Here is a 13,432-nt window from a genome sequence, read left to right as displayed (position 1 = left end):
GCAAGAATGCTTAATTTGATGAAAAAAATGTAAATTTTCTTAGATTCATACTAGGATTGGTACAAGTTTCACTTTTCTACAAGTACATCTTAGTGTAGACTTATACTTGGCGGTAATCTTTACACTTGAAATATAATTATTTCAAGATAGAGCAGTTATTCACAGGTTACTGCGATATTCTTAAATGAATGTTAAATAAAAATAAGAAAAATATAGGGTTAAAAAAGGGAAACGTACAAAGACGTTGAATATTTTTCTTATAAATAGTAAAGTTGCGATTGTTGTTCCATATATTGAGTTGTATGGTATAAATAAAGAAGGAGGTGCCAAAGAATGAACAGCAATGAAATATATGTTAGTCTTGACATCGGTACATCCAATGTTAAAGTCATCATTGGTGAAATGGTTAATGATAGCTTAAACATTATTGGTGTTGGAAACGTAAAATCAAATGGTTTGAAAAAGGGATCGATAGTTGATATAGATGAAACTGTTCGATCAATTAAAAAAGCAATTGAACAAGCTGAGCGCATGGTGGGTATCCACATTGAGCAAGTTGTAGTAGGTGTCAATGCAAACCAGGTACAGTTGCTCCCGTGTCACGGAGTAGTCGCTGTTTCAAATGAAGATCGTGAAATCGGGAATGAAGATGTCTTACGCGTTCTAGATGCAGCGCAAGTTGTGTCAATTGCTCCTGAACGTGAATTTATTGATGTGGTACCTCGACAGTTCATTGTAGACGGTCTTGACGAGATTAACGATCCACGCGGGATGATCGGTGTAAGATTAGAAATGGAAGGTACACTTATTACAGGCTCGAGAACTTTACTACATAACCTACTTCGTTGTGTAGAAAAAGCAGGTCTTGAAATTGTTGATATTTGTCTGCAACCTTTAGCGGCAGCGACAGTTGCGTTATCTTCGGATGAAAGAAATAGAGGGGTAGCCCTTGTTGATATGGGCGGAGGATCTACAACCTTATCTATTTTTAAAGATGGAGAGTTGCAAGCAACGAGCGTATTGCCATTAGGTGGAGATCATATAACGAAGGATATAGCGATTGGGCTGAAAACTTCAACAGAAAATGCAGATCAAATTAAGCTGAAATATGGACATGCTTTTTATGATACAGCATCTGAAGAAGAGATGTTTACGGTTCCTATTATGGGAAGCGATCAAACAGAACAATATTCTCAGTTGGAATTATCGGATATAATAGAGGCTCGTGTAGAGGAAATTTTAATGTTTGTTCAAGATGAAGTGCATAAGTTAGGAGTAAAGCAAGCTGCTTCTGGATATGTACTAACTGGTGGGATAGCTTCTATGCCAGGTGTTCTTGATCTTGCATACGATATTTTACATGAAAATGTTCGTATAGCAACTCCTGATTATATTGGTGTTCGTGAGCCTCAATATACAAGTGGAGTTGGATTAATTAAACATTCTTATCAAAAAGCTAAATTACGTGGGAAAAATGTGCAGGAAAAGCAAGAACATTTTGAACCAGTACCAGCACCAATGCCGGTACAACAGCAACCTGCGAAACAAAAAACTCGTAATCAAAACAATACTAATCAAAATGATGACCGCATGATGTCAAAAGTAAAACGTGCATTCCGTTATTTATGGGATTAAAATTGGACACGAAAAATGAGGTTCTAGGGGGATTTCGACATGTTAGAGTTTGATACTACTCAAGATCAATTAGCGAATATAAAAGTTATCGGTGTCGGCGGTGGCGGAAACAACGCTGTAAACCGTATGATTGAACACGGTGTACAAGGTGTAGACTTTATCGCTGTGAATACTGATGCACAAGCATTAAATCTATCAAAAGCTGAAACGAAAATGCAAATTGGTGGAAAATTAACGCGTGGACTTGGTGCAGGCGCAAACCCTGAAGTAGGGAAAAAAGCTGCAGAAGAAAGTAAAGAACAGATTCAAGAAGCGCTTCGTGGCGCGGATATGGTCTTCGTAACTGCTGGTATGGGCGGCGGAACTGGAACTGGTGCAGCTCCAGTTGTTGCTCAAGTTGCAAAAGAACTAGGCGCGTTAACAGTTGGTGTTGTAACACGTCCATTTACATTTGAAGGGCGTAAACGTGCAACTCAAGCTGCATCTGGTATTGCGTCATTTAAAGAAAATGTAGATACACTTATCGTAATTCCAAATGATCGCTTATTAGAGATTGTTGATAAAAATACGCCAATGTTAGAAGCGTTCCGTGAAGCAGATAACGTATTACGTCAAGGTGTTCAAGGTATTTCTGATTTAATTGCTACACCAGGTCTAATTAACTTAGACTTTGCAGACGTAAAAACAATTATGTCTAATAGAGGTTCTGCTTTAATGGGTATCGGTTCTGGTAATGGTGAAAATCGTGCTGCTGAAGCTGCGAAAAAAGCGATTTCTAGTCCATTACTAGAAACATCTATTGATGGAGCTCAAGGTGTTATTATGAACATTACGGGCGGCGCAAACTTAAGTTTATATGAAGTACAAGAAGCAGCAGACATTGTAGCTTCAGCTTCGGATCCAGAAGTAAATATGATCTTCGGTTCTGTTATTAATGAAGGATTAAAAGATGATATCGTTGTCACTGTAATTGCAACTGGTTTTGATGATAGTGCTTCGACACAACCACCAAAACCAATTATCCGTCCGACTGCGAATCACACACAACAGCAACAACAACCAGTAGCTCAACCTTCAAAACAACGTGAAGTTAAGCGTGAAATGAAACGTGAAGAGCCGGTTGTGCATGATCGTCATACAGATTCAGATGACATCGATATTCCAGCATTCTTACGTAATCGTCGTAGACGATAAAAGAAAAGGAGCTTTCATGCTCCTTTTTTTTGTTGTCTAAATGGAAAAGATCTGCTAAGCAGATCTTTTTTTATTATTTTGCATATGGAGAGCCCAGTCCTATTTTTAAGCCATAAGCTGTGATAAATTGAAACTTTAATTAATCGGGGGTGTTCATCCGAAAATGATTGTTAGCCCGACTCCCACTTAACTTCTGTACTTTTTTATAGCTGAATTTTGAGGCAGGGTCTTACTGCCCGCAAATAGCAAGATAAACTTTGTATATATATAATTCAATTATTATGTATACAAGTAAGAAATTTATATTATTCTATGAAAAATACATTTTTATTTTTTACCGACAGATTATGTCTAGAAATCACAAAATAACAAAAAAATCCCTCCACCAATTGACACACTTTCCTATTGGATATGCATTATACTAGTCTCAACTTAAAAAAAGAGGTGAATTGTTTGGTTGTTTACGCCGACATCGTTTGGTTGTTAAACGCCTGCATTGATTTTCTTTTACTTTTATTAACAGCCACCGTGTTAAAAAAGAGAATCAAAAGATGGAGGCTTGTGTTAGGGGCATTTATAGGTTCAACTATTGTTATTTTCGCCTTTACGCCTTTTGCTTCTATGATGACACATCCAATTATGAAACTATTGTACTCGTTACTTATTGTGTATACAGCATTTGGGTTTTCGACATTTAGAAATTATACACAAACTGTTTTTACTTTCTATTTTGTAACCTTTATGGTTGGTGGAGGATTAATTGGAACGCATTACTTTTTGCAAACGAACGAAATGGTAAATGGATTAGTTCAATCTAAATCAGTTTCTTACGGTGATCCAATTAGTTGGGTATTTGTTATTTTTGGTTTTCCAGTAATTTATTATTTTTCTAAAAAGCGTATAGAAAGCGTAGAGGTCACAAAGATACACTATGATCAAATCGTGAAAGTGGAAATTCAATTAGCTGGAGAGGAACTAGAATTAGCAGGTCTAATTGATAGTGGGAACCAACTTTATGACCCGTTAACGAAAACACCCGTTATGATTATGCATATTTCATCATTAGAACATTGTTTGCCAGCTTGGTTAACAGAACAAATTTATTCCAAAACAGAAATTCCTCAAATACCAGAAAATGATTCTGGATGGGCGACGAAACTACGTTTAATTCCTTTCCGAGCAGTAGGAGTAGAGAATCAATTTTTATGGGCAATTAAGCCAGATTGTGTGCGAGTTTATCATGAAGGTAGTTCGGTTGTTGTAAACAAAGTACTGATTGGATTAAGTACACAACAATTATCTACTAATGGAGAGTATCAATGCATTGTACATCCGAAAATGTTGATTTCGCAAAAGATGGTAATTGCTTAATTATGAGAGGCGGGATAATATGGTGAAATTTAAATTTTATTTGGTATACCTTTGGTATAAAGTATTGCTGAAATTAGGAATTAAGACCGATGAAATTTATTATATTGGTGGAAGTGAAGCGTTGCCACCGCCGTTAACGAAAGAAGAAGAGGCAGTTCTTTTGAATAAATTACCAAATGGAGATCAAGCTGCGAGGTCGATGCTTATTGAACGTAACCTAAGGCTTGTTGTATATATAGCAAGAAAATTTGAAAATACAGGGATCAATATTGAGGATTTGATTAGTATAGGAACAATTGGTCTTATTAAGGCAGTGAATACATTTAATCCAGAAAAGAAAATTAAATTAGCAACATATGCATCTCGTTGTATAGAAAATGAAATTTTAATGCATTTGCGTCGAAATAATAAAAATCGTTCGGAAGTTTCTTTTGATGAACCGCTTAACATTGATTGGGACGGAAATGAACTGTTACTATCAGATGTTTTAGGTACAGATGATGACATTATTACAAAAGATTTAGAAGCTACTGTAGATCGTCATCTTTTAATGAAAGCATTGCATCAATTAAATGACCGTGAAAAACAAATTATGGAGCTTCGGTTTGGACTCGCTGGTGGCGAAGAGAAGACACAAAAAGATGTGGCTGATATGCTTGGAATTTCACAGTCTTATATTTCTCGTTTGGAAAAAAGAATTATAAAAAGATTACGAAAAGAATTTAATAAAATGGTGTGAAGAATAAGACCAGTCGGTATCTAGACTGGTCTTATTCTTTTTTTGTGCATTAGGAAATATGATATTTGTGAAAAATGATGGAAAAACCGTATGCATAAAATCCCCTTCAAAGGAAATACTTTACACTGTACAGCAACTCCCGATAGGAGGGAACACTTTGACGAGAAACAAAGTAGAAATTTGCGGTGTTGATACAGCTAAACTTCCAGTACTAAAAAATGAAGAGATGCGTAAATTATTTCGTGAAATGCAAAGTGGAGAGATAAGCGCCAGAGAGAAATTAGTGAATGGAAACTTACGTCTTGTACTGAGCGTCATCCAAAGATTTAATAACAGAGGAGAATATGTTGATGATTTATTTCAAGTTGGTTGCATTGGACTTATGAAATCCATTGATAACTTTGATTTAGGCCAAAATGTAAAGTTTTCAACGTATGCTGTGCCGATGATTATTGGAGAAATACGCAGATATTTGCGTGATAACAATCCAATTCGTGTATCTCGCTCATTACGAGATATTGCGTATAAAGCGTTGCAAGTAAGAGAAAAATTGATTGCTGAAAATTCAAAAGAACCAACAGCAATGGATATTGCGAAAGTTCTTGAAGTGACACATGAAGAGATTGTTTTTGCACTAGATGCGATTCAAGATCCGGTTTCATTATTTGAACCGATTTATAACGATGGAGGAGATCCTATCTTTGTTATGGATCAATTAAAGGATGAAAAACAAAAGGACGAGCAGTGGGTTGAAGAACTGGCGTTGAAAGAAGGAATGAAGCGTTTAAATGATCGTGAAAAAATGATTATTCGAAAACGTTTCTTTCAAGGAAAGACACAGATGGAAGTTGCCGAAGAAATTGGGATTTCTCAAGCGCAAGTATCACGTTTGGAGAAGTCTGCTATTAAGCAAATGAATAAGACGATTCAAGGATAAGGTCCTCACCAGTTATGGTGAGGTCTTTTTTATATATAATATTTTGCGCTCATAGTAGATTGGGTAGGTTCATATAATGAAAATAAAATGGATGTTCTATTAGTAGCGGTTATATACTGTTTATCCGCTTCGAAATTAGGCTGAAGTAAAAAGTTAGATGGAAGCGGGACTGCCCGTAAAAGTCCGATTTGCATGGGTTAATAATCAGTAGGGATGGGGATAATCCCACTGATTAAGGTTTCACTTTATTTGAGAGCGTACTTACGATTCATGATATAAGGGAGAGGATGAATATGATACGGATTTCGGAGTTTCAAATGAAGGATGTTGTAAATGTTTCAGATGGAAAGAGGCTTGGGAATATTGGAGATATTGATATTGATATAGACACAGGAAAGATTAGGGCGGTTATTATTTCTAAGCAGGCACGAATGCTTGGACTCTTTGGGAAGGAAGTAGAATTTGTGATTCCTTGGGAGCAAATTATGAAAATTGGAGAAGATGTCATACTTGTAAAAGTAGATCATGTTAATTCTGTAACAGAATCAATACAAACACCGACAATTTCATAAAGAATATTACAAATTCCTCTTTTTTTTCTGTTGTCATTATGAAAAAATAAAAGTATGGTAAAATAGACAGGAAGTACCATACTTTTTTCTGTTATTTTAATTAAAAGGAGTCGCTTTATGAGAGAACCATTTAAATATGCGGACGGTATACTGTATTTACAAGCGTGGAAAGAACTTGGAAACATTACTGTTGGATTTACGACAAAAGATGGTGGAGTAAGTACAGGCTCCTTTCATGCGATGAATTTAGGATTACATGTGAATGATATCGTGGAGAATGTTCATGAAAACAGACGCATTTTAGCTAATAAGTTACAAAAACCATTAGAAAAATGGATTTGCTCTGAACAAGTTCATGACCATCATGTTGAGAAAGTAGGACTGCAAGAAAAAGGGAAAGGCGTTTATTCATATGAAGACGGTATTCCAAAAACGGATGGCATTTATACGACTAACAAAGATGTTCTCTTAACATCCTGTTACGCTGATTGTGTTCCGCTCTATTTTTATGCACCATCACATGATATGATAGGACTTGCGCATGCTGGGTGGAAAGGGACTGTAACAGAGATTGCGAAAGAAATGATTCAAAAGTGGAATGCAGAAGGTGTTTCAAGTGATGAAATTCATGTCGCAATTGGTCCTGCAATCGGATCATGTTGTTATGTTGTTGATGATCGTGTATTAACAGCAGCACAGCAAGTAGTAAACGGATCTGTTCCTCATAAAGTAATTTCTGATGGTCAGTATGCAATTAATTTAAAAGAAGTTAATCGTATATTATGTGTACAAGCAGGCATAAAAGAAGAACATATTGTAATGTCATCTCTTTGTACAAGCTGTGAAGAACAATTATTTTTCTCTCATCGTCGTGATCAAGGTAAGACGGGGAGAATGTTGAGTTTCATAGGTTTTAAGGAGGAGTGAAGTAAGTGACAGTGCAAGGGAATTTAGCAGATGTAAACGAAGTAATTAAAGAATCTTGTGTACGAGCTGGACGTTCGATGAAAGATATTAAGCTCGTTGCAGTTACAAAAACTGTAGGGATTGAAAAAACAAGCGAAGTAATTGAAACAGGAATTATTGATTTAGGTGAAAATAGAAATGAAGGTTTCTTACAAAAATACGAGCATTTCGGTTCAAAAGTGAATTGGCATTTTATTGGATCATTGCAAACGAGAAAAGTAAAAGAAATCATTAATGAGATTGATTATTTACATTCATTAGATCGTCTTTCGCTTGCAAAAGAAATTCAAAAACGTGCTGATAAGAAAGTTAAATGCTTTATTCAAGTGAAAACATCATCTGAAGAATCAAAGCAAGGATTGGCGATAGAAGAAACAATTTCTTTTATTCAAAGTTTGCAAGAATTGGATAAGATTGAAGTGGTGGGATTAATGACAATGGCTCCGTTTACAGGAGAAGAGGAAGAGATTCGTCGCTGCTTTAAGGAATTGCGCATGCTACAAACAGAGGTGCAGGAGCTAGAATTATTACATGCACCATGTAAAGAATTATCAATGGGAATGTCAAATGATTACACGATTGCAATTGAGGAAGGCGCTACATATATTCGTTTGGGAACGGTTTTAGTAGGAAAAGCGTAGGAGGAAGGAGAAAGTTATTATGAGTTGGTCAAAAGTAAAATACTTCTTTTTTGACACACCGGAAGAAAAAGAAGCAGCTCAATATAGTTATGAAAAGGAGCAAACAGACATGAAAAAGCAACAAGATCCCCCAGAACAACAAGATGTTCCGTTTGCGAAAGTGCAACCGAAGCAAAATGTAGTGAGTATTGAAACAGCGAAGCAATCTTCAAAAGTTGTTTTACTAGAACCACGTACATATTCGGAAGCGCAAGGCATTTCGGATCACTTAAAAGGTAGACGAGCTGTTGTAATTAATTTGCAAAGAATGTCTACAGATCAAGCTGTACGTATCGTTGACTTTTTAAGTGGTACTGTATACGCTATAGGCGGGGATATTCAAAAAATAGGCCCGAAAACATTTATGTGTACACCTGAAAATGTTGATATCGTTGGTGCGATTTCAGAGTTATTCGGTGAAGAAGAAGAGACAAATATAAAGAGGTGGTAATACGCCATGACAACAGTTTTAACAGTGTTACTTACTGCTATCGAGATTTACTCGTGGGCACTAATTATTTACATTCTCCTATCATGGTTTCCTGGCGCAAAGGAATCAGCTTTTGGAGATTTTCTTGCGCGTATTTGCGAACCGTATTTAGAGCCGTTTAGGAGGTTTATTCCACCATTTGGTATGATTGATATTTCTCCACTTGTTGCTATTGTTGCCTTGAAACTTGCTAGAGGTGGTTTAGTGAGTTTATTCAACTATTTTTTATAGTGTGAGGTTAAATACATGAGCATCTATGAGCATTTTAGACCTGATGAAGAGGTCTTTGTGGATAAAGTATTAGAGTGGAAACAGGCTGCTGAGTACCATCAAGTCAAGTTAACAGATTTTCTTGATCCAAGACAGCAACAAATTGTTTCTATGGTAATAGGGCAAGGAGATGTAGCTGTACGGTTTGATGGTGCGATGCCTGAAGCCGAACGGAAAAGAGCACTAATTTATCCAGATTATCTAGAATTAAATGAAGAGGAATTTCAAGTAGAAGTATTAGAAATTGACTATCCTTCCAAGTTTTTTACGCTAGAACATAGGCAAATATTAGGTGCATTCATGTCGCTTGGTTTAACAAGGGAAAAATGTGGTGATATTTTGCTTCAAGAAGACCGTGCCCAAATTGCAGTTGCCAAAGAAGTTGTATCGTATATTGAAATGAACTTACAATCAATAGGGAAAATGAAAGTCACACTCTCTCCTATACAAGTAGAGAAAATTTTGCGTGTAGGTGAAAAATGGGGAGAAAAATCTGGGACTGTTTCGTCACTTCGTCTAGATGTTTTATTAGCTGAAATGCTACATATATCTAGGCAGAAGGTACAGCCTCTTATAAAAGGTGGCTTAGTAAAAGTCAATTGGAAAACAGTAGAGCAAACTTCGTATGAATGTTTTCCAGGGGATGTTTTCTCGGTTAGAGGGTATGGACGAAGTAAATTATTTTCTGTAGAAGGTAAAACGAAGCGCGACAAATGGAGAGTTTTGTATGGTATACTAAAATGATTGGTTTTTTAGAAGGAAATTCTCTTATTTTGTCGAAGAAAAGATATAATTGAAAGAGGAAATTTAGATAACTACTTGGAGGTGGCGTTGTGCCGTTAACACCATTAGATATTCATAACAAAGAATTTGGTCGCGGGTTTCGTGGCTACGATGAAGATCAAGTAAATGAGTTTCTTGATCAAATCATCAAAGATTATGAATTAGTCATTCGTGAGAAAAAAGCTTTAGAAGAAAAGGTTGCACAATTAGAAGGAAAGTTAGATCATTTTTCTAATATTGAAGATACGCTGAACAAATCTATCATTGTCGCACAAGAAGCTGCTGAAGAAGTGAAGCGTAATGCACAAAAAGAAGCAAAATTAATTGTACGTGAAGCAGAAAAAAATGCAGATCGTATCATTAATGAAGCGTTAGTGAAATCAAGAAAAGTTGCTTTTGATATTGAAGAGTTGAAGAAACAAGCGAAAGTATTCCGAACTCGTTTCCGTATGTTATTAGAAACACAACTTGAAATGTTAAACAACGATGATTGGGATAAACTAATTGAATTAGAAGACGAAGTGGACGAACTGTTGAAAAAAGAAGAAACAGTGTAAGCTTGACGTTTTTCTCATTATTACATATAATTTTAAACAGCATATTTATTAAGAAAAACGAAGATAGGGATAAGTACCTTTTTCATACCTTATATAGCGAACTGAGGATGGTGTAAGCTCAGGATAAGGAGATAATGGGAATATCACCCTGGAGTTCCGCGCTGAACAAATTTAGTAAGCGTAGGCGTATATTCGCGTTAAGAATATAAAGAGGACCTTATGCATTTGTATATGGTCTACTAGGGTGGTACCGCGGGAGACTTTCTCGTCCCTTTTTGGGGATGAGAGGTCTCTTTTTTATTCCCTTTTTTAAGGTCTGTCGTTTATATATTTAAGGAGGAATTGAGCATGGAGTACAAAAATACATTACTAATGCCAAAAACAGAATTCCCGATGCGTGGGAATTTACCGAAACGTGAGCCTGCAATGCAAGAAAAATGGGCTGAAATGAATATTTATGAAAAGGTACAAGAACATACGAAAGGCCGTCCTTTATTTGTACTACATGATGGACCTCCATATGCAAATGGTGACATTCATATGGGACACGCACTAAATAAAGTGTTAAAAGACTTTATTGTTCGTTTTAAATCAATGACTGGATACTGTGCACCATATGTACCAGGTTGGGATACACACGGTTTACCAATTGAGCAAGCTTTAACAAATAAAGGTGTAAAGCGTAAAGAAATGACAGTTGCTGAGTTCCGTAAGTTATGTGCAGAGTATGCATATGAGCAAGTAGAACGTCAACGTGAACAATTTAAGCGTTTAGGTGTACGTGCAGATTGGGATAATCCATATATTACTTTAGAGCCAGCTTATGAAGCACAACAAATTAAAGTGTTTGGTGACATGGCGAAAAAAGGTTATATCTATAAAGGACAAAAACCAGTTTACTGGTCTCCAACAAGTGAATCAGCTTTAGCAGAAGCTGAAATTGAATATCAAGATAAAAAATCAGCATCTATTTACGTAGCATTCCCTGTAAAAGATGGAAAGAACGTATTAGAAGGTGATGAGAAATACATTATTTGGACAACAACGCCTTGGACGTTACCTGCAAACTTAGGTATTTCTGTTCACCCAGAACTTGAATATGCTATTGTGAAAGTAAATGATGAGAAATATATCATCGCTTCTGAACTATTTGAGACAGTTGCAAAAACATTAGAGTGGGAAAATGCTGAAGTTGTGAAAACGGTAAAAGGTAGCGAACTTGAGTATACAGTTGCAAAACATCCATTCTACGATCGTGACTCATTAGTTATGCTAGGAGAGCACGTAACAACAGATGCAGGTACAGGTTGTGTTCATACAGCACCAGGACACGGGGAAGATGACTTCGTTGTTGGTAAAAAGTATGGCTTAGAAGTACTTTGCCCAGTTGATGATAAAGGTGTATTAACAAATGAAGCACCTGGATTTGAAGGCTTATTCTATGATAAAGCTAACAAGCCAATTACGGAAAAATTAGAAGAAGTAGGCGCGTTACTGAAACTAACATTCATTACGCATTCATACCCACATGATTGGAGAACGAAAAAACCAATTATTTTCCGTGCGACAGCGCAGTGGTTTGCATCTATTGAAGCGTTCCGTAAAGAATTATTAGAAGCTGTTGCGGAAACAAAATGGGTACCAGCATGGGGAGAAACTCGTCTTCATAATATGGTTCGTGACCGTGGTGACTGGTGTATTTCTCGTCAGCGTGCATGGGGTGTGCCAATTCCTGTATTCTATGCAGAAAATGGTGATCCAATTATTACAGATGAAACAATTAATCATGTAGCAGATTTATTCCGTGAGCACGGTTCTAACGTATGGTTCGAGCGTGAAGCGAAAGATTTATTACCAGAAGGATTTACACATACAGGTAGCCCAAATGGTGAATTCCGTAAAGAAACAGACATCATGGATGTATGGTTCGATTCAGGTTCTTCTCACCAAGCGGTATTAGAAGAGCGCGAAGACTTACAACGTCCAGCTGATTTATATTTAGAAGGATCTGACCAGTATCGTGGTTGGTTTAACTCTTCATTATCAACAGCAGTTGCTGTAACTGGTAAAGCTCCGTATAAAGGCGTACTAAGCCATGGTTTCGTACTAGATGGTGACGGACGTAAAATGAGTAAGTCGATTGGAAACATCGTCGTACCGAAGAAAATTATGGATCAATTAGGCGGAGACATTTTACGCTTATGGGTATCTTCTGTTGACTATCAATCTGATGTACGTATTTCAGATGATATTTTAAAACAAGTAGCAGAAGTGTATCGTAAAATCCGTAACACATTCCGTTTCTTATTAGGAAACTTAGATGATTTTAATCCAAGTGAAAATACAGTAGCGGTAGCTGAACTTCGTGAAGTAGATCGTTACATGTTAGTGAAGTTAAATGACTTAATTACAAAAGTAAAAGATGCATATGAAACATATGACTTTGCTGCTGTATATCATGCAATTCACAACTTCTGTACAATTGATCTAAGTTCATTCTACTTAGACTTTGCAAAAGACATTTTATACATTGAAGGTGCAGATCACGCGGATCGTCGTGCAATTCAAACTGTATTATATGATGTTCTTGTTGCATTAACGAAACTTGTAACGCCAATCTTACCTCATACAGCTGATGAAGTATGGCCATATGTTCCTGGTGCAGAAGAAGAAAGCGTACAGTTAACTAATATGCCAGAAGCTACAGAAGTAGAGGGTTCAGAAGCGTTAAGAGCAAAATGGGATGCATTTATGACATTACGTGATGACGTTTTAAAAGCGTTAGAAGTAGCTCGTAATGAGAAAGTAATTGGTAAGTCATTAAATGCGAGCATTACGCTATATCCGACTGCAGAAATGAAGGCTATGTTAGAGTCTATTAGCGAAGACTTAAAGCAATTATTCATCGTCTCTGAGTATAAACTTGGTGGTACAATTGAAGAAGCACCAACAGATGCACCAAAGTATGAGCATACAGCTGTAGTTGTAGCACAGGCGACAGGTGAGACGTGTGAACGTTGTTGGGTTGTTTCAGAAACAATTGGTAAAGATGTAGAACATGAAACATTATGTGAGCGTTGTGCAACGGTTGTTAAAGAAAATTATGTAAAATAATGAAAAAAAGCTGACTGCTCATAATAGCAGTCAGTTTTTTTTTGATGATATATCAAAATAACTTTCACTCTCTTTCCTATGAAGGAAAAATGTGTGTGAGGTAAGCGTGGAAATTTCGGACACA

At 36.5% G+C, this 13,432-nt stretch carries 13 protein-coding genes and 1 other annotated feature; all 13 genes read left to right on the top strand.

Annotated elements, in window-relative coordinates:
- The first annotated feature begins 333 nt into the window (after positions 1-333).
- The gene (gene ftsA / locus MR066_RS09375) at positions 334-1,635 is read left to right on the top strand and encodes a cell division protein FtsA (protein ID WP_002014731.1); all 1,302 of its coding nucleotides are present in this window, start codon (positions 334-336) and stop codon (positions 1,633-1,635) included.
- Positions 1,636-1,674: 39 nt separating this feature from the next.
- On the top strand, positions 1,675-2,829 hold the full coding sequence (ftsZ, locus tag MR066_RS09370; RefSeq protein WP_002014730.1) for a cell division protein FtsZ: 1,155 nt from the start codon (positions 1,675-1,677) through the stop codon (positions 2,827-2,829).
- A gap of 453 nt (positions 2,830-3,282) precedes the next feature.
- Positions 3,283-4,200: a sigma-E processing peptidase SpoIIGA gene (gene spoIIGA / locus MR066_RS09365; protein ID WP_002142939.1), complete on the top strand. Its 918-nt coding sequence runs from the start codon at positions 3,283-3,285 to the stop codon at positions 4,198-4,200.
- 19 nt (positions 4,201-4,219) lie between these two features.
- Positions 4,220-4,939 carry an RNA polymerase sporulation sigma factor SigE gene (sigE, locus tag MR066_RS09360; protein ID WP_002128857.1) on the top strand — a complete coding sequence of 240 codons (720 nt, stop codon included), beginning with the start codon at positions 4,220-4,222 and terminating at the stop codon, positions 4,937-4,939.
- A 157-nt stretch (positions 4,940-5,096) separates the two neighbouring features.
- Entirely contained in the window at positions 5,097-5,876 is a 780-nt protein-coding gene (gene sigG, locus MR066_RS09355; RefSeq protein ID WP_002014725.1) for an RNA polymerase sporulation sigma factor SigG, read from the top strand.
- A gap of 293 nt (positions 5,877-6,169) precedes the next feature.
- Positions 6,170-6,448 (top strand): YlmC/YmxH family sporulation protein, encoded by a 279-nt coding sequence (locus tag MR066_RS09350; RefSeq protein WP_012261605.1) that lies wholly within the window; start codon positions 6,170-6,172, stop codon positions 6,446-6,448.
- A 117-nt stretch (positions 6,449-6,565) separates the two neighbouring features.
- Complete coding sequence (gene pgeF, locus MR066_RS09345) at positions 6,566-7,375, top strand: peptidoglycan editing factor PgeF (RefSeq protein WP_002128855.1); 810 nt, start codon at positions 6,566-6,568, stop codon at positions 7,373-7,375.
- A gap of 5 nt (positions 7,376-7,380) precedes the next feature.
- Positions 7,381-8,055, top strand: coding sequence for a YggS family pyridoxal phosphate-dependent enzyme (locus tag MR066_RS09340; protein WP_002033757.1), 675 nt, complete (start codon positions 7,381-7,383; stop codon positions 8,053-8,055).
- A 19-nt stretch (positions 8,056-8,074) separates the two neighbouring features.
- Positions 8,075-8,545 (top strand): cell division protein SepF, encoded by a 471-nt coding sequence (locus tag MR066_RS09335; RefSeq protein ID WP_002014721.1) that lies wholly within the window; start codon positions 8,075-8,077, stop codon positions 8,543-8,545.
- A 6-nt stretch (positions 8,546-8,551) separates the two neighbouring features.
- Entirely contained in the window at positions 8,552-8,815 is a 264-nt protein-coding gene (locus MR066_RS09330) for a YggT family protein (protein ID WP_002014720.1), read from the top strand.
- Between the two features lie 15 nt (positions 8,816-8,830).
- A complete protein-coding gene (locus MR066_RS09325) occupies positions 8,831-9,598 on the top strand; it encodes a YlmH family RNA-binding protein (RefSeq protein WP_002033759.1) in 768 nt (255 codons plus the stop codon).
- Positions 9,599-9,687: 89 nt separating this feature from the next.
- Positions 9,688-10,194: a septum site-determining protein DivIVA gene (divIVA, locus tag MR066_RS09320; RefSeq protein WP_001131609.1), complete on the top strand. Its 507-nt coding sequence runs from the start codon at positions 9,688-9,690 to the stop codon at positions 10,192-10,194.
- Between the two features lie 51 nt (positions 10,195-10,245).
- Positions 10,246-10,470: a binding site (T-box leader), on the top strand.
- 72 nt (positions 10,471-10,542) lie between these two features.
- The gene (ileS2, locus tag MR066_RS09315) at positions 10,543-13,308 is read left to right on the top strand and encodes an isoleucine--tRNA ligase (RefSeq protein ID WP_242246909.1); all 2,766 of its coding nucleotides are present in this window, start codon (positions 10,543-10,545) and stop codon (positions 13,306-13,308) included.
- Positions 13,309-13,432 lie beyond the last annotated feature (124 nt).

The sequence above is a fragment of the Bacillus cereus group sp. BfR-BA-01523 genome (genome assembly GCF_022662615.1).
Taxonomy (GTDB): domain Bacteria; phylum Bacillota; class Bacilli; order Bacillales; family Bacillaceae_G; genus Bacillus_A; species Bacillus_A mycoides.
Note: the sequence above shows the minus strand (reverse complement) of the source record. Positions and strands in the feature narration are given on the sequence as shown.